Source organism: Variovorax sp. N23, assembly GCF_025486315.1.
Classification (GTDB): Bacteria; Pseudomonadota; Gammaproteobacteria; order Burkholderiales; family Burkholderiaceae_C; genus Variovorax.
Genome location: NZ_JAOOPY010000003.1, coordinates 135,497 through 151,756, shown reverse-complemented (window position 1 = coordinate 151,756; position 16,260 = coordinate 135,497). Strand labels below are relative to the sequence as shown.

The window sequence follows — 16,260 nt, the reverse complement described above, 5'->3', positions numbered from 1 at the left end:
TGCGGTCAACGCCCGAAGCGGCTCGGCAGGTAGGGCGCCGGGTCGGTGAAAGGCGTCTCGCCGTCCATCATCTCCGCCAGCAATTGCCCGGTCGCAGGCCCGAGCGTGAAGCCCTGGTGCGCGTGGCCGAAGTTGAACCACAGGCCGGCGTGCCGCGGCGCCGGGCCGATCACCGGCTTCATGTCGGCGGTACATGGTCGCGCGCCCAGCCAGGGCACCGCCTCCACCGGGTCGCCCAGGTCGATCAGCGCTTGCGTGCTGCGCTCGGCGTGGCGCAACTGCACCGGCGTCGCCGGGGCATCGATGCGCGCGAACTCCGCGCCGGTGGTCAGGCGCAAGCCGCGCGACATCGGCGCCAGCATCACGCCATGGGCGACGTCGAGCATCGGTGCGTTCAGCCGCACCGGCGTGGCGTAGTGGCGGTGGTAGCCGCGCTTGACGAAGAGCGGCAGGCGGTAGCCGAGCTGGCGGGTCAGCGTGTCGGCCCAGGGGCCGAGCGCCACCACCATGCGCTCGGCCTCGACCGGGCCGTCGTCCGTCTGCACCGACCAGCCGCTGCCCTGCTGGCGCAGCGTCGATGCATCGCCATGGGCGAAGCTGCCGCCGCGGCGCAGGAAGAGCTGCGCATAGCGCGCGACCAGTTCGCCGGGGTCGCTGATCGACCACGGATCGCGCCAGTGGATGGCGCCGGCCAGCGGGAGGCACAGGGCCGGCTCGGCCGCCGCCAGCGCGGCGCTGTCGAGCACCACGGCGTCGAGCCCGGCGCGCTGCGTCAGCCGGCGTGCCGCCGCCGCTGCCGCCTCGAAGCCCGCCGCGTCGCGGTACGCCTGGCGCCAGCCGTTGCGGCTCACCAGCGCGTCGGCACCGGCTTCGGCGATGAGCGGGCGGTGCGCCTCGATGGACTGCGCGATCAGCTTGCCGTAGGCGTCGGCGATGGGCGCATAGCGCCTGGGCGCCGAGGCATGCCAGTAGCGCGCCAGGGGCGGCAGCAGCGACCACAGGGCGCCCAGGTGGTAGTTCGCGTCGTTGCTGCGGCCGGTCGCGACGCGCAGCAGCGTGGCGATGTCGCGCGGGAAGGCATAGGGCTCGACCGCCTCGCGCTGGATGATGCCGGCGTTGCCGTAGGAGGTCTCGCGGCCGGGCGGCTTGCGGTCGACCAGCGTGACCGCATGGCCGCGCTGCTGCAGCGCCAGCGCGGTGCCCAGGCCGACCATGCCGGCGCCGAGCACGACGGTTGCGGTGTTCTTCATGGAGCGAGAGAGAAAGAGAGTGACAGCGTGGAAGGAGACTGCCGGAATTGTGCCGCCGGGCGACGCGGGTCGGCGGTGCCACAGCCGCAATTAATCGAACCGTCGATTGCCGTCACGGCAATCCGTCGGCCGCAGCCCTAGACGCCGGCCTTGATCGCGTCCGTCAGGTACTGCACGAAGGCCCGGCCGGCCTCCGGCAGCGGGCGGCCGGCCAGCGTCTCGACCTCCAGATAGCGCTCGTTCATCTCGCGGTCGCGCAGCGGTATCGCCACCAGCGTGCTGTTCACGAGCCGCGTGCGGATCGACAGCTCGCCATAGAAAGCGATGCCGCCCCCGCCCGCCGCCGCGAAGCTCACCAGCGCGTCCGCATGGTTGCTCGACATGGCGACCTCGTACTGCAGGCCCTGGCGGCTGCAGCTGATGTCGAGCAGCTGCCGCAGCGAGCTGTGCTTGAGCGGCAGCGCCAGCGGGTAGGCCACCACCTGGCTGAGCGACAGCTGGCGCTGCCCGGCCAGCGGATGGCCGGCGGCCATCACGGCGAGGATGGGGCTCGGGTGCCGCAGCTCCAGCTTGATGCCGGCTTCGGGCACGCCGCTGAGCGTGAGGCCGACGTCGGCCTCGCCGTCGCGGATGCGCCGCGCGACCTCGCTCTGCCCGCACACCTCCAGGTGGAAGCGGATGCCGGTGTAGCGCTCGCGGAAGCGCGCGATCAGCGTCGGGATGAAGTCGAAGGCGAAGCCCTCGGCGCTGACCACGCGCACATGGCCGCTGCGCAGGCCGCGCAGCGCGGAGATGTCGCCGGTGACGCGCTCGATGTCCTGCTGGGTGCGCTTGGCGTGTGCGGCGAGCAGTTCGCCGGCGGCGTTGGGCACCATGCCGCGCGAACGCCGCTCGAAGAGCAGCGTGTCGAGCTCGCTCTCGAGCCGGGCCACCTGGCGGCTCACCGCCGAGGGCGCCACGTTGAGCTTGGCCGCAGCGTCCTTGATCGAGCCGGCCTTCACCACTTCGAGGAAGTAGCGGACCGCGGTCTCCTGCAGGGCATGGCTGGGCGGCATGGGTGCTTTCGTCGTGGATGTTCAGCGTGAGAATTCAGTGCTTATAGATTGCCTTTTCGGCAATCGAATATTCTAAACATGGTGCTTGCCGCAACAGGAGTCGGCGCCTAGCATGCCACCATGAACGCATTCACCGCCCTCACCCGCCTTGCGACCGCCGGCTGCCTCGCTGTCACCGTTGTGGCCGCGCCGTTTGCCGCCGTCGCAGCCGACTACCCGACCAAGCCGATCACGCTGGTGATCCCATTCCCGCCGGGCGGCGCCACCGACGTGCTCGGCCGCGTGATCGGCCTGCGCCTGGGCCAGGAACTGGGCCAGCCGGTGGTGGTGGAGAACCGCGCCGGCGCCGGCACGGTCATTGGTGCGGCCTACGTCGCCAAGGCACCGGCCGACGGCTACACGCTGCTGGTGAGCTCGGGCACCACCTTCACGGTGAACCCGGCCATCCGCCACAACCTGCCCTACGACCCGGTGAAGAGCTTCGACCCGATCGGCATCACCGGCCGCACCAGCCTGATCCTGCTGGCCAACAAGGACGTGCCGGTCACCACCGTCAAGCAGTTCGTCGACTACGTGAAGGCCGCGCCGGGCAAGTACGCCTACGGCTCCTACGGCAGCGGCACCACGGCGCAGTTCGCTGGCGAAACCGTGCTGTACGCCGCCGGCCTGAAGATGACGCATGTGCCCTACAAGGGCAGCGCGCCGGCCATGACCGACCTGATGGGCGGGCAGATCCCGTTCAGCATCGACACCGTGTCGGCCGCCATTCCGCAGCTCAAGAGCGGCAAGATCAAGGCCATCGCGGTGACGGCGGCCAAGCGCTCCGCCCTGCTGCCCAACGTGCCGACGATGGCCGAGAGCGGCTACCCGGACATCGACATGGACACCTGGCTCATCCTGGCCGCGCCGAAGGGCCTGCCGACGGACGTCAAGGCACGCCTCGAGAAGGCGCTGGCCACCACCATGGCCGACGCCGATACCCGTGCCAAGCTGGTCGCCCAGGGCTTCGAGCCCGCCTACAGCAACGCGGCCGCATCCGCCGCGCTGATCAACCGCGAACTGCCAGTGATGCGCGCCCTGGCCGTGCGCGCCAACATCACGGCGGATTGAGGTTCATGAGCACACTCGTCGAAACCTCCGCCGTCGAACTGCGCCGCCTGATCGGCCGCAAGGCGATCTCCCCCGTCGAACTGCTCGACGCCTGCATCGCGCGCATCGAAGACCTCAACCCGCACGTCAACGCCGTGACCGCCACCGCCTTCGAGCGCGCGCGCGGCGAAGCCCAGGCGGCCGAACGCGCCGTGCTGGCCGGCGAGCCGCTCGGCCTGCTGCACGGCCTGCCGCTGGGCGTGAAGGACCTGGAGCCGACCGCCGGCCTGCTGACCACCTGGGGCTCGCCGATCTACCGCGCGCACGTGCCCGACGAAGACATCGTGCTGGTCGCGCGGCTGCGCCAGGCCGGCGCCATCGTCGCGGGCAAGACCAACGTGCCTGAGATGGGCGCGGGCGCCAATTCGCGCAACGTGGTGTGGGGCGCGACCGGCAACCCCTTCGACCCGAACCTCAACGCCGGTGGTTCCTCCGGCGGCTCGGCCGCCGCGCTGGCCTGCGACATGCTGCCGCTGTGCACCGGCTCCGACACCGGCGGCTCGCTGCGCATCCCGGCCGCCAAGTGTGGCGTGGTGGGCTTTCGCCCCTCGCCCGGCGTGGTGCCGAGCGTGCGCAAGCTGCTGGGCTGGACGCCCATCTCGGTGGTCGGCCCGATGGGCCGCAGCGTGGAAGACGCCTGCCTGCAGATGGCCGCCTCCGCGGGCATGCACGCGGGCGACCCGCTGAGCTATCCGCTGGACCCGCTGGCTTTCCTGAAGCCGCAGGACATCGACCTGAGCCGCCTGCGCGTGGCCTACACCGAAGACTTCGGCACCTGCGCCGTCGACGACGACATCCGCGCCACCTTCCGCCGGAAGATCGCCGCGATGAAGCACCTGTTCGCACGCTGCGACGCGGTGAGCTTCGACCTCGGCGAGGCCCACCGCTGCTTCGACGTGCTGCGCGCCGAAGCCTTCGTGGCCGGCATGCACGCCGCCTACCAGAAGGACCCGTCCAGCCTCGGCCCCAACTCGCGCGCCAACTACGAGATGGGCGCGCGCATGTCGCTGCCCGACAGCGCCTGGGCGCAGGCCGAGCAGACCCGGCTCATCGCCCGCTTCCAGCGCACCTTCGCCGAGTACGACCTGGTGCTCTCGCCCACCACGCCGGTGTCGCCCTTCCCGTGGACGCAGATGTACGCCGACACCATCAACGGCGAGCCGCAGGAGAACTACTACCGCTGGCTGTCGCTGACCTACGTGGTCACGCTCGCGACCAACCCGGCCATGGCCCTGCCCTGCGGCGTCGACCACCGCGGCATGCCCTTCGGCCTGCAGGTGGTGGGCGGCTTCCGTGCCGACGCGCAGGTGCTCGGCGCGTCGCATGCGATGGAACAGGCCTTCGCGGCCATCCCCGAACTGCGCCGGCCGCGGCCGGATCTGGCGAAGCTGCGGGCGTCGGTGGTGGAGCCGGCGCTGCGTTCCATCGTGACGGCGCCGCCGGTGCTGGATGGCAGTGGCGGCGCGCAGCACGCGACGTCGGCGGTGTGATCCCCGGCAGCGACAGACCTGCCTGAGCCGCAGGAGAATTCACTTCTCTGGCGGCACATGAAGATCAGAAGGTCGCTTTGAGGTACAGCGATGCGTGCCGTAGCGGCTGCCGCCGCCGAATTCGCCGATGTAGCTCAGTCCCACCGTGGCATTTTTGCCGATCGCCATTTCAGCGCCGACGCTCACCAGGGCAGCATCCTTGGCAATGGGCGTGCCGGCGATGCTGAAGGACGCGCTGTCGCCTTGACTGAACGACATCTGGCGCCGTGGATCGATGTCACCGGCGGCATGTCGCCAACCGATGCCGCCGGTCAATGTCGCCTTCTGGGCGCCCACGGTGAACGCGGTCTTGCCCCGCACCCCCACGGTCGCGGTCGTGACGTCATCGGTTTGTCCAGCGGACCTCAAGGCGGCAGCGCCACCCGATTCGTCGAAGCCATCGACGGACTGTTTCAACCAGGCCAACCCGAGATACGGCCCGAACGAACTGGCGTCCCCGACCGGGAAGGCATGGCCCAGTTCCGAGAACAACTGCGTGCCATTGGCGTGGTAGTCGGCCTTCAGCGCCTGGTTGCCCCCGAGCGTCACCGAACGGCTCGTGTCGATGGCATGGCGTGTGTACGCCGCACCCAGCAGAAGGTCCAGGCTTCCCTTCCCGGTGTCCCAGCTGTTCCCGCCGTAGACGGCCGCCGTGTAGCTCTTGACGTCGGCTTGCGATGACCGGTCATCCACCTTGGTATCGCCGTCGGTGTATCCCAGTGCGGCACCGATGCGCCAGCCTTGGCCAACCTGGGTATCGCCGCCCAGGAACAGCCCGCCCACGGCACTTTTCGCTGTCGCCGCGTTGCTGTCACCGTCCAGCGTCCTCCTCTCGCCGACCACTTGCGCCCACAAAGGGCTGGTCGACGGGGGGATGCCGGCGCCTGCATTGCCGCGCAGGCGATCCGAAACCGTGTTCCGAACCAGATGGCTTGAATTGAGCATTGCCGACAGCGTGCTGGCATGCACTTCTCCCGACAACTGATTCAAGGAGCCCTTGGTGTCGGTCGACGTCATCGCGGCCGCGGCGGCGGCATTCTCACCGGCGACGGAAAGCGCACCATCCAGCGTTTGACTTTGATTGAAGGAGAGACCCCTGCGTGCCGCCGCGACCTTGGCTGCGTCGACGGACAAACTCACACTGACGTCCTTGGACGCGTACTTGACCGGATCCAGCGTCACCAGCGTGTTGGCAAAACTGTCATCCAGCTGCGTGCTGGCGAATTGATTTTTGACGACCCCATCGACCGTCTGCACGATGGTGTAGTCATGATGGAGAAGGTACCCGCCGTTGCCGTTCTCCTGAGCGACGGTCAGATGCGTGGACGACAGATCGACATCGCCGGTCCTGGCAATGACCAGGTCGGACTTTCCGGCGGCATTGACCTCAGCCTTGTACGTGCTGCCGAAACTCGTGATGGACGCATAGCTCTGCGTCCCGACCGAATTGCCCGGGCTGATGTTGCCGCCCGCACCGTTCAATGCACCCTGGACGTACAGGTTGCCGCCCAGGGTCGCGCCGCTGCTGACGATGGCATCACCGCCAATGACAATGGGCGTGGCCGTCGTGCCGCCCTGGAGGCTGGCGTTGTCGTTCAGCGTGACATCGCCGCCGATCGTCGTCTGTTGCCCCTTGCTGAACTCGAAACGGGTCCCGCTGCCGACGACGTCCTGCCCGATGGTCGTCGCGCCGGCAAAGGTGTAGGACGATCCTGCGCCTCCTGTCACGTTCTGCGCAACACTGGCCGCGCCGTTGAACGCGATCGTCGAGCCGCTGCCGCCGATGACGCTCTGGTTGATGGTGGTGGAAGCGGCGAACGTGATCTGCGTCTGTTCCGCATTGACGCTCTGGTTGATCGTCGTGGCGCCGTTGAATGACAGCGTCGCATCGGTGGCCGTCACGTTGCCGCCAATGGACGTCGCGCCATTGAAAGTCGCCTGGCTGGCCGCTGCGACCGACACGGTGCCACCGATCGCGGCACCATTGTTGAAGGTGATCGTGGAGCTCGGGCCACCCGTGACATTGCCCTGAATCGGCGACCCGCCATTGTCGACCAGCGACCCGCCGTCGCCGGCCGTGACATCGTTGATACCCCGGACGATACCGGTCCAACTGGCGCCCGCCGCGACAGTGAAGTTGGTCTTGCCGCCTTGGCTGCGCGTCGTGTTGTCGGAGGTCAACCCATCCAGATCGATCACGTCGCCGCGCGCGATGGAACCGGCCTGCAACGTGAGATCGACGATGCCGTCCATGCCGGCCTCCGAGCGATTCACCTGCAGCAGGGTGCCATTGTTCACCGTCAGCGCGGACCCTGCACCGACGCTGATCGCCTGCTTTTGTCCTGCCCTGTCCAGGTTCGAGACCAGCGAGGCGCCTGCAGCCTGTACGCTGGTGCCGACCAGGTTGACGGTCGCGTTGTCCGTCATCACGATGCCATCGCCATTTTGGGAAACCAGTGTGGAGCCGTTGGCCGTCAGCGAACTGCCGTAGTTCACACGCGCGGCGACGGCATGGCTGCCCTGCACCGTGACACTGGAGTTGGTCAGATTGACAGCCCCGGTGGTGAACGACGTGCCGACAGTGGACCCGGCCAACACGCCCGCGCTGTTGGCACCCTGGGTCACGACCGTGACCCCTGTGGCATTGATCGTCCCCGGCGCGAAGACGCTGTCGCCGCCCACCGCGACCAAGCCATTGGCCGTTTCATGCGGACTGTTCACATTGGGTTCGCCGCCCACGGTGACGGAGCCGCCGTTGAGGTTGACCACGCCCCCCTGGTACGCCCAGACGCCATCGCCGACGCTGCCAGACGTGGTCACGGCGACGTTGTTGGCATCGACCGTGGACCCGGCATCCCTGGCATACAAACCGTACGCCATGAACCCGTGGGTGGTCACCGATGCACCGGTCAGCGAGACATGCCCACCGTTCGTCGCATAAGCGCCGTACGCACGCTGACCTTGCGTGGTGATGGCCGTCCCGTTCTGAACGCTGATGCTCGAGCCGCCGCCGTCGGCGCTCAGCGCATAAGCACGCGAGCCGTCCCCGCTCTGAACGTCGCGGCCGGTCGAGTTGTTCGTCGTGATCGAGCCGCCATCGAGGCTGATGACGCCCCCGGCTTCGGCGCGCGCTCCGAATCCATACAAGCCGCTCGTGGCGATCGAAGCGGCCGTTGCGGTGACGGAGGCACCCGACCCCGTCGCGTCAATGCCGTAGGACTGATTTCCGCCTGTCGTGACCGTGTCTCCGCTCAAGGTGATCGAACCACCGTCGTGCGCATAGACGCCGTGCGAGGCACTGCCCTGGGTGTGCACGCTTGACGTCGTGCTCGTGATGTCGCTGCCGAATGCCGACTCGAGGCCTGCCGCGTTGCTGCCCGTCGTCGTGATGGTTGCACCGACAAGCGAGGCGGTTCCAGCCGTGGGTTCGGCGGCGTCGCCGGCCAGGATGCCGGACGCACTTGCACCGCTGGTGGTGATGGTTGTGCCCTGAACGGTGACGGCACCCGATCCCAGACTGCCACCGTAAACACGCACCCCGGCGGCGCCGGCTCCGGACGTTGTGATCGATCCGTTGGTGAGCAGGGCCGTCGCGCCGTTGAAGGTTTCGACGCCGAAGCTGATGGCGCCTTGGGTGGTGATGTCCGTATCGGTCGCGGTCACGCTGGCGCCCTTGTTCGCCGATTGAATGCCTACGGCGTAATTTGAACCATGGGTCGTGATCGACACATGGTCCAGGTCGATGTGGGTCGCCTGCTCACTGGCCGAGGGCGTCCGATACACATTGACGGCGTGTCCGAAGTTGCCGTTGGTGGTGATCTGCACATCGCTCGCGCTGATGGAGCCGCCGTCATTCGCTTGAATGCCCACGGTGCGCTTGCTGCCCGAGGCGCTGATGCTTCCCCCGCTGATATCGACGTGGCCGCCATTCGTCGCCCCCACGGCAGCGGTGAATGCGTGGGCGTAGTCGGCGCCGGCATTCGTCGATTGCGCGCTGATCGAGAGGGTCGAGTTCGTGAGCGAAGCCGCGGCGCCGACGCCCTTGACTGTAATGCTGCGGCCGTTTTGTCCCGTCGGACTGTCGAGATTATTCGACAGGGTCGCGTTGTCGAAAGACAGACTTCCGCCTGAGTTGACCAGCACCATGTCGTAGGCGCTGCCGCTGATTGCCGTGCCATTGCCCGTGACCACGCCACCGGCGTTCACGGTCACCGTGCTGTTCGTCATCACCGAGGCACCCAGATCGGTGGGGGTCTCGATCGTCAAATTGACTGCGGCAGCACCGGGTGCGTAGCCATAGATGGCAAGCAATGCCGCAGTCAACGCTGTCTTCCTGAGAATATCTCCGTGCGCGGTCGTCTTTCCCATCGCGGATTTCCCTTTGTTGCAGGCCAATGAAACCGAAGCGGCGCCAGACGTGTTCGTCTCCACATCTCTTTGAGATCTGTTCATAAAGTTCCAAGGTGATTGATTTCGATCGGCCGCGCGAGTGCACTGCGATCAGGTGCAACAGTCGTTGCAACCAAATGTCCCATGAACGTTCAGCAACGGGGCTGCGCATTGAGCGAGGAATGTGATCCCGCTCACATTCCGAGTGATGGCCGGCGTGAACGCTGAATGACCCACCGCAATGCAGTGCACTGGCGGTCCCGATGCCATGCCTCGAACACAGAATTCAGGACAGGCTCCTGTAGCATCTCCGGTCGACTGCTTTCGGCGGCGGCGGAAGCCGAGCCTGGTTCACGTGATATGACCATCCCTTCCGAGTACCAACGCGCAACCGTGGAGTTCGAGCGCTTCATGGTCGATGCCCGCGATGCAGCGGGTTTGGCCACCACGAACATGGCCTGGAATATGGTGGTGGGCGTTCTTCGCACTTTCAGGCGAAGGCTGTCCACGCAAGATGCCATCGACTTCGCGAACGTCTTGCCTCCGGTCGTTCGAGCCATCTTCGTGGCCGATTGGGATTTCAACGAGTCGCCACTTCCTTTTGACCAGAACGAATCGCTCATCGACGAAGTACGCGACGTTCGCAGAGCGCACAACTTTTCACCCGATTCAGCGATTCAGGCCGTTGTGCATGCGGTGCGACGTCACGTTGACCATGAGGCATTCGAGAGGGCCCTCGCCAAGTTGCCAGCGGGTGCCGCCAAGTTTTGGGCGGCCACGCGTGAGGGGTGCTGACGGCCGACACCGGGCGGCGGATTCAACCGGTCGACGCAACACATTCGCTGAGCATCTCAGCGGGCGTCTGGAAGCCGAGCGTCTTGCCCGGCCTCATGCCTCGGTCTCGTAGAGCAGCCCGTAGCCCCCGCTCGTTCGCTCGATCCGCGCGAAGCCGAGTTCTCCCAGATGCATGCCAGCGATCAGCAGTCTCTCTGAGCTGACCCTGTCCAGAAGCAGTGATCGCGTGGTGGCTGCCATGGAAGCGTCCTGATCGAATGCAATCGACACGTCAGGCCGACTGATCTGAATGTGAGGGAAATGAACAATATCTCCCCAGATAAGCAGGCCCTGAGCATGGGATTCGAGGAGGTATCCGGTGTGACCATCCGTGTGTCCGGGTAGCGGCATCGCGCGGATGCCGGGAAGCACTTCCCTCTCATCATCGAAAGTACGGAGCTTGTCGCGGTAGGCATCGAACGCCTCTCGCGCGATCAGGAAGTTGCCTCGTGCTCGCTCGCTGGCACGACTCAGGTTTGCGTCATCCTGCCAGAACTTGAGCTCGCGCTCGTGGACGACAAGCTCCGCATTCGGAAAGGCGGTTCGCCCGCCTCTGTCCACCAGCCCTCCGACATGGTCGGGATGGGCGTGCGTGAGCAGGATGGTGTCGATCTCGGATGGCTCGACACCTGCAAGCGACAGATTGGTTCCCAGGCGGCCGCCCCATTGCTTGATGCCTCCGGCCCCGCCGTCGATGAGAATCGTGCGGCCCGCTCCGCGTACCACGTAGCAGTTGATATGAACGGCCGAAGGCGCCGTCTGTCCTGCATCACTTTGGATTCTGGAGGCCTCGGACGGATCGATGTTCGAGAGGAAATCCAGGCTGGCGCTGAGGTAGCCGTCGCTGATGGCGGTGATCGTGAAGTCCCCGGCTCGCTGACTTGGAAAGGTAACGATGGACACGGTTCTTCTCTCAATTCCGGGCGTGAATGCTTGACGCGGCATAACCAAAACAACGGATACGCGCCGTGAGGCCCGTGCGGCGCGCGATGGCGTCGTCCAGGGCTTCCATGAACTTGTTCATGACCGAGGGCGTGCGAAACGTCTCGAGGCGGTATTGACTTCCGCAAAGACGGGATGCCCGTGTCCATGCCGAACTTCGACATGGATGACATGAACGTTCTCGAGTGCGGCCTCAAGGACAGTGGTACAGAGATCGAGGCAGTCGCTCGAAAGCTCAGCGAGCTTCTCATCGGACGGCATCCGCCCCGCTGATAGATGGAAAGTGACATTGGGCATCGCGTGCCTACTTTTCCTCTTCGGTCGAAACGACGTTCGCGGTTGTCAGTTGTCGCGTCATCGGCGCGTAGAGGTGGATGCCTTCAGGAAGGCTCTCGGCGATCCGAGCGTTTCGCCCAGGCAGCTTTGCAAGCCAGCGGTGTTCGGGAGACTTCTCCAGCGCAACTGCGCGCATGGCCAACGGTGCGAGACCCATCCGGGTCAGCGCTTCGGGGCCGCTGGCACAAAGCGCGAGGAGTTCGTCTGCATGCACCGCCGGCGCAAGGCCGATATCGCTGTAGAGGTTTCGGTGCCAGTCGGTGATGTGTGGCTGCCATCTTGCGAAGTTGCCGCCGCCTTTCTGCCGATATTCCTCCCCGGTCAGGACATCGAGACCGTCCATCGTGTGGACGGCCAGGTAGACCGGGCAGCCATCGCTCAACGCCTTGAAGCGCTGCGACGTGCGAAAGCCAGTCACCGAGATGAGGGCGGGCAGTTTTTCAAGGCTGTAGAAGTCGTTCCATTCCGCTTCGCTGCGGGGATCCGCGAAGCTGCATTCAACGGTGTAGATCAAGGATTGTTCCTCCTGGGCGGGTGAGCTTGTTGCAGCAAACGGATGTTCATTGCATAAACGTCATGCTAGGGCGGCCTGTCATGCGTGGATAACGATATAAATTCACCCTTCAGTGACGTTTGCTCAAGCCGGCGTCGAACGCACACCCACCGGCAAACGCTCCATGCGACGCAAGATTCCAAGCAATTCCGCACTTCTGGCCTTTGAGGCCGCGGCTCGACATGGCAGCTTCGCCCGCGCAGCCGAGGAACTGGCGCTGACCGAGGGCGCTGTCAGTCGTCAGATTGGGCGATTGGAGGCGTTCCTGGGTCTTGCGCTGTTCGAGCGGGTTGGCAATCGGGTACGGCTTGCACCCCACGGCAAGCGATACGCTGTGCAGGTCCGCGAGGTTCTGGATCGGTTGGAACGGGACAGCCTTTATCTGATGGGGCAGCCCATCGCGGGCGCGAGCATCGACATCGCCGCCATTCCGACCTTCGCCACGCGCTGGCTCATCCCCCGGCTGAAGCGATTTCAGGACAAGCATCCCAACATCACTGTGCATATCGCCGAACGCATGGACCCCTTCATACTGGCTGGTAGCGGCTTTGACGCGGCCATCCATTTCGAGCATCCTGCATGGGCGGGTATGCGTATCCATCGCCTGCTGGAAGAGGTGCTGGTGCCCGTCTGCAGTCCGGCGCTTCTCGCCGACGCCGGTGCGTCAATATCGCTCGACGAACTGCCACGCCTTCACAGACGACAAAATCCGGACGCGTGGCAGCGCTATGCACAAGAGACCGGCATCGTGCTGACCAATTCGGCGGTCGGCGCCCGTTACGACCTTCATGCCATGCTGATAGCCGCGGCCCTGGCCGGCTTGGGCGTTGCACTGGTGCCGCGCCTGTACGTCGGGGCAGAGCTCGAACAAGGCCGCTTGGTCGCGCCTTGGCCGGACGGCAAAGCGATTACCAAGAACTTTTGCCTCGTTCTTCCTGAGCCGGTCGAGCTGAGTGAAGCGCCGCTGCAGGCGTTTGCGAAATGGATTCTTCACGAAGCACGGACAGAACCGTGATCGTGGCCACACCGCCACCGGCCACCGTGGTCGCGCGAGCTGCTGATGTTCCAAGTGGAGGACGTGCAGCAACTGCGCTCCGACAACCTCCCCGCTACTTCACCTGCTGCTTCCCCAGCTTGCGCGCCAGCGTGCGGCGGTGCATGCCCAGGCGGCGCGCAGTCTCGGAGATGTTGAAGCCGGTCTCGGCCAGCGTCTCGTGGATGCGCTCCCACTCCAGCGTCTTGATCGAGGTCGAGCGGTTGGTCAGCTCGACGTCGATCGTGCCTTCGGCCCGTCCGAAGGCGGCTTCGATGTCGTCGGTGTTCGACGGCTTGGCGAGGTAGTGGCAGGCCCCTAGCTTGATCGCCTCGACGGCGGTCGCGATGCTGGCGAAGCCGGTGAGCACCACGATCAGCATGTCCGGGGCGTGCGCATTCAGGCGCTGGACACAGGCCAGTCCCGAGGCCTCGCCGCCGAGCTTCAGGTCGACCACGGCGTATTTGGGGGAATCCGGCGAACCCGGCGCCCTCAGCAGCTCGTCCACCTCCTCCAGGCTGGTTGCCAGCGACACCGCATAGCCGCGCCGCTCGAAGGAGCGGCCGAGCGTGCGCGCAAAGGCCGCATCGTCCTCGACGATCAGCAGCCGGCGTGCGGGCGGCCCGGGATCAACTTGCATTCGGTTCCTTTTCTTCCAGGGTGACGGCGGACAGCGGCAGCGAGATGCGCACCAGCGCGCCCCCCTCGGCGAGGTTGTGCGCCGTCACGTTGCCGCCGAGCGTGCGCAGCACGTTGACGACCAGGAACAGCCCGAGCCCGCCCCCCGGCCGGCCCTTGCTCGACTGATAGGGCTTGCCCAGCTGCGTCAGCATGTACGGCGCAAAGCCGGGGCCGGCGTCGGTCACCGTGAGGACCAGGCGATCGTCGACGCGCTCGACGTCCAGCATCACGCGGTGCGGCGACGCCTCCAGCGCATTGTCGAGCACGTTGTGGATGGTCTGCTTCAACGCCGAATCGGAGACCATGGGCAGGTCGTGGCCGAAGCGGTTCTCGTAGACGAAGGCGGTCGCGGGCCGGCTCGCGCGCCACTCCTGCACCAGGTCGTCGAGGAAGATGCCGACGGTGGTGGCCGCCGACGATTCGCCGCGCGCCTCACCGGCCGACAACAGGATGCCGCTGACGATGGTCTTGCAGCGCCGGAGCTGCGCCTGCATCTCGTCGACTTCTTGCAGCAGCTCGGGGTTCGACGTGAATTCGGGCATGCGCTTCCAGTCGCCCAGGATCACCGACAGGGTGGCCAGCGGCGTGCCCAGCTCGTGCGCGGCGCCCGACGCGAGCAGGCCCATGCGCACGATGTGCTCCTCTTCCGCCGCGCGCTGCCGCAGGCTCGCCAGGCGGGCATCGCGCGCCCGCAGGTTGCCGTTGATGCGCGTGATGAAGATGAGCAGCAGCGCCGCATTGAGCGCGAAGCACAGCACCATGCCCTGGATGTACGGGCTCGCCAGACCACGGTCGTGGTCGAGCGGCAGCGCCAGCGGCCGCGAGAACAAGGCCAGCCCCGCGAGGCAGAGCGTGGTGATCACCACCATGGCCGCGCTCGACCAGGCTTCCAGCAGCACGGCGCCCAGAATCACCTGCAGGAGGTAGAGGAAGACGAAGGGGTTGGTGGTGCCGCCGCTCAGGTACAGCTGCGCCGTGAGCATCGCCACATCGACCAGCAGGGCCACGAAGAGCTCGGTGTTGGTCGCCTCGCGCCCGGTGCGCCAGCGCAGCAGGCTCGCGACGTTGAAGCCGACGAGGGCGGCCAGCACCATGAGCATCGGCTCCAGCGGCAGCGGGATGCGGAAGCCGTAGTGCACCACCTCGATGGTGACGATCTGGCCGAACACGGCCAGCCAGCGCAGCTGGATCAGCTGCTGCATGTTCTTCAGTCCGGTGCGGTCGCCGGGCGCGTCTCCCACGGTGTCGGCCGGCCCGATGCCCGGTAAGCCGGCCGGGGCCTCAGTCTTGCGCAGCATCCTTGCTTTCGGGGTCGATGGAGTGCGCATTCTCGCCAATGCGGCGGCGCCGCAGCCGACGCTCGTCACGCGCGACATAGGCTGCCGCCAGCGCGACCATCAGCGCCAGCCCGTACCAGGTCACCGCGTAGACGAAATGGCTGTTGGGAAAGGCGATGACGGTGAGCCCGCCGATCGGCCAGGTCTGCGGCGGACCGGCGTCGGCATCGACGAAGTACGGCGCCACGGCGCCCAGCCCGCCCAACCCGCGTGCGGCGGCGATGGCCGGCAGTTCGCGCGAGAACCAGCGGTTGGCAGCAGGGTCGTTGCGCCGCGGGAAGAAGCCGTTGCGCTCGCTCATGCGCAGGAAGCCGGTGAGGGTCACGGGGCCGGTCGGCGTCGTGCCGCGCGCGGACGGGTCGCGCCGCTCCGGCGGGATGAAGCCGCGGTTGACCATCACCAGGCTCCCGTCGGCGACACGCAGCGGCGTGAGCACCCAGAAGCCGGTGCCGATGGCTGTGGAGGCCTGGACCAGCGTCTCGCGGTCGTGCAGGAAGATGCCGCTCAGCCGCACGCGGCGGTAGTCGTCGCGGGCCGCATCGACCTGGGGCCAGGCGGCCCGCGATGGCGCATCCACCGGCGCAGCGTGGACCCGCGCATCGACGCGCTCGATCAGGTCGAGCTTCCAGGCACGGCGCTCGACCTGCCAGGTGCCCAGGGCGACGAAGCCGCAGAAAACGAGGAGCGCCAGAAACGCCAACGCGGCCAGGACGGCCGCGGAGCGCGGGCCGCGTTCAGCGGCCGGGTCGGCGTGCTTGCGCAGGCTCAAGGCATGTTCTTCATGTCGTGCAGCGACGGCATCATGTTGTGGTTGAGGTGGTACATCACCCACAAGGAGCCGGCCAGCGTGATGACCACGAGCACCAACGTGAAGACCAGCGCCAGCATCGACCAGCCACCTTCGACCTTGGTGTTCATGTGCAAGAAATAGATCATGTGCACCACCATCTGAACGGCGGCGAAGCCGAGGATGACGAAGGCGGTGGTGCTCGAGTTGTCGAACACCTTGCCCATCACCAGCCAGAACGGGATGACCGTGAGGATGACCGACAGCACGAAGCCGATGGTGTAGCCCTTGACGGTGCTGTGCGGGCCCTCGTCTTCGTGGTGGTGGTGGTCGTCGTGACCGTGCGTGTCGTGACCTGCGCTCATAGAAATACCTCCGTGCTCCG

13 protein-coding genes and 1 pseudogene are annotated in these 16,260 nt (G+C 66.4%); 4 read left to right on the top strand and 10 right to left on the bottom strand.

Going from position 1 to position 16,260, the window contains the following annotated elements:
* Window positions 1-5 precede the first annotated feature (5 nt).
* On the bottom strand, window positions 6-1,250 hold the full coding sequence (locus N8A90_RS05910; protein WP_262073745.1) for an NAD(P)/FAD-dependent oxidoreductase: 1,245 nt from the start codon (window positions 1,248-1,250) through the stop codon (window positions 6-8).
* A 137-nt stretch (window positions 1,251-1,387) separates the two neighbouring features.
* Window positions 1,388-2,305 (bottom strand): LysR family transcriptional regulator, encoded by a 918-nt coding sequence (locus N8A90_RS05905; RefSeq protein WP_262073744.1) that lies wholly within the window; start codon window positions 2,303-2,305, stop codon window positions 1,388-1,390.
* A 120-nt stretch (window positions 2,306-2,425) separates the two neighbouring features.
* Here N8A90_RS05905 and N8A90_RS05900 point away from each other — a divergent pair, with 120 nt between their 5' ends.
* Entirely contained in the window at window positions 2,426-3,415 is a 990-nt protein-coding gene (locus N8A90_RS05900) for a Bug family tripartite tricarboxylate transporter substrate binding protein (RefSeq protein ID WP_262073743.1), read from the top strand.
* Between the two features lie 5 nt (window positions 3,416-3,420).
* Window positions 3,421-4,944 (top strand): amidase, encoded by a 1,524-nt coding sequence (locus N8A90_RS05895; protein WP_262073742.1) that lies wholly within the window; start codon window positions 3,421-3,423, stop codon window positions 4,942-4,944.
* Between the two features lie 39 nt (window positions 4,945-4,983).
* On the opposite strand, the gene N8A90_RS05890 is transcribed toward N8A90_RS05895, so the two are convergent.
* Window positions 4,984-9,351 carry an autotransporter domain-containing protein gene (locus N8A90_RS05890; RefSeq protein WP_262073741.1) on the bottom strand — a complete coding sequence of 1,456 codons (4,368 nt, stop codon included), beginning with the start codon at window positions 9,349-9,351 and terminating at the stop codon, window positions 4,984-4,986.
* 381 nt (window positions 9,352-9,732) lie between these two features.
* On the opposite strand from N8A90_RS05890, the gene N8A90_RS05885 reads away from it, so the two are divergent.
* Window positions 9,733-10,167 carry a DUF2267 domain-containing protein gene (locus tag N8A90_RS05885; RefSeq protein WP_262073740.1) on the top strand — a complete coding sequence of 145 codons (435 nt, stop codon included), beginning with the start codon at window positions 9,733-9,735 and terminating at the stop codon, window positions 10,165-10,167.
* A 93-nt stretch (window positions 10,168-10,260) separates the two neighbouring features.
* Here N8A90_RS05885 and N8A90_RS05880 read toward each other — a convergent pair whose 3' ends face one another.
* The 3 genes and pseudogenes from N8A90_RS05880 to N8A90_RS05870 all read right to left on the bottom strand — a co-directional run bounded on the left by N8A90_RS05880 (window position 10,261) and on the right by N8A90_RS05870 (window position 11,998).
* Entirely contained in the window at window positions 10,261-11,109 is an 849-nt protein-coding gene (locus tag N8A90_RS05880; protein ID WP_262073739.1) for an MBL fold metallo-hydrolase, read from the bottom strand.
* Window positions 11,110-11,119: 10 nt separating this feature from the next.
* Window positions 11,120-11,445: pseudogene (locus tag N8A90_RS05875) on the bottom strand (hypothetical protein).
* Window positions 11,446-11,452: 7 nt separating this feature from the next.
* Window positions 11,453-11,998: a sugar ABC transporter gene (locus N8A90_RS05870; RefSeq protein WP_262073738.1), complete on the bottom strand. Its 546-nt coding sequence runs from the start codon at window positions 11,996-11,998 to the stop codon at window positions 11,453-11,455.
* Window positions 11,999-12,161: 163 nt separating this feature from the next.
* Between N8A90_RS05870 and N8A90_RS05865 the strand changes: the two genes are divergently transcribed.
* Window positions 12,162-13,052: a LysR substrate-binding domain-containing protein gene (locus tag N8A90_RS05865; RefSeq protein ID WP_262073737.1), complete on the top strand. Its 891-nt coding sequence runs from the start codon at window positions 12,162-12,164 to the stop codon at window positions 13,050-13,052.
* A gap of 94 nt (window positions 13,053-13,146) precedes the next feature.
* Here the strand turns inward: N8A90_RS05865 and N8A90_RS05860 are convergent, their stop codons facing one another.
* The 4 genes from N8A90_RS05860 to cyoD are packed head-to-tail and all read right to left on the bottom strand — an operon-like array spanning window position 13,147 to window position 16,240.
* Window positions 13,147-13,710: a response regulator transcription factor gene (locus N8A90_RS05860; protein ID WP_262073736.1), complete on the bottom strand. Its 564-nt coding sequence runs from the start codon at window positions 13,708-13,710 to the stop codon at window positions 13,147-13,149.
* Window positions 13,700-15,049, bottom strand: coding sequence for an ATP-binding protein (locus N8A90_RS05855; RefSeq protein WP_262073735.1), 1,350 nt, complete (start codon window positions 15,047-15,049; stop codon window positions 13,700-13,702). Before N8A90_RS05855 ends, N8A90_RS05860 begins: the two co-directional genes overlap by 11 nt.
* Window positions 15,033-15,857, bottom strand: a complete 825-nt coding sequence (locus tag N8A90_RS05850) for an SURF1 family protein (RefSeq protein ID WP_410087638.1) — start codon at window positions 15,855-15,857, stop codon at window positions 15,033-15,035. The genes N8A90_RS05855 and N8A90_RS05850 overlap by 17 nt, the downstream gene beginning before the upstream one ends.
* Window positions 15,854-16,240: a cytochrome o ubiquinol oxidase subunit IV gene (cyoD, locus tag N8A90_RS05845; protein ID WP_262073734.1), complete on the bottom strand. Its 387-nt coding sequence runs from the start codon at window positions 16,238-16,240 to the stop codon at window positions 15,854-15,856. The genes N8A90_RS05850 and cyoD overlap by 4 nt, the downstream gene beginning before the upstream one ends.
* Between the last annotated feature and the right edge of the window lie 20 nt (window positions 16,241-16,260).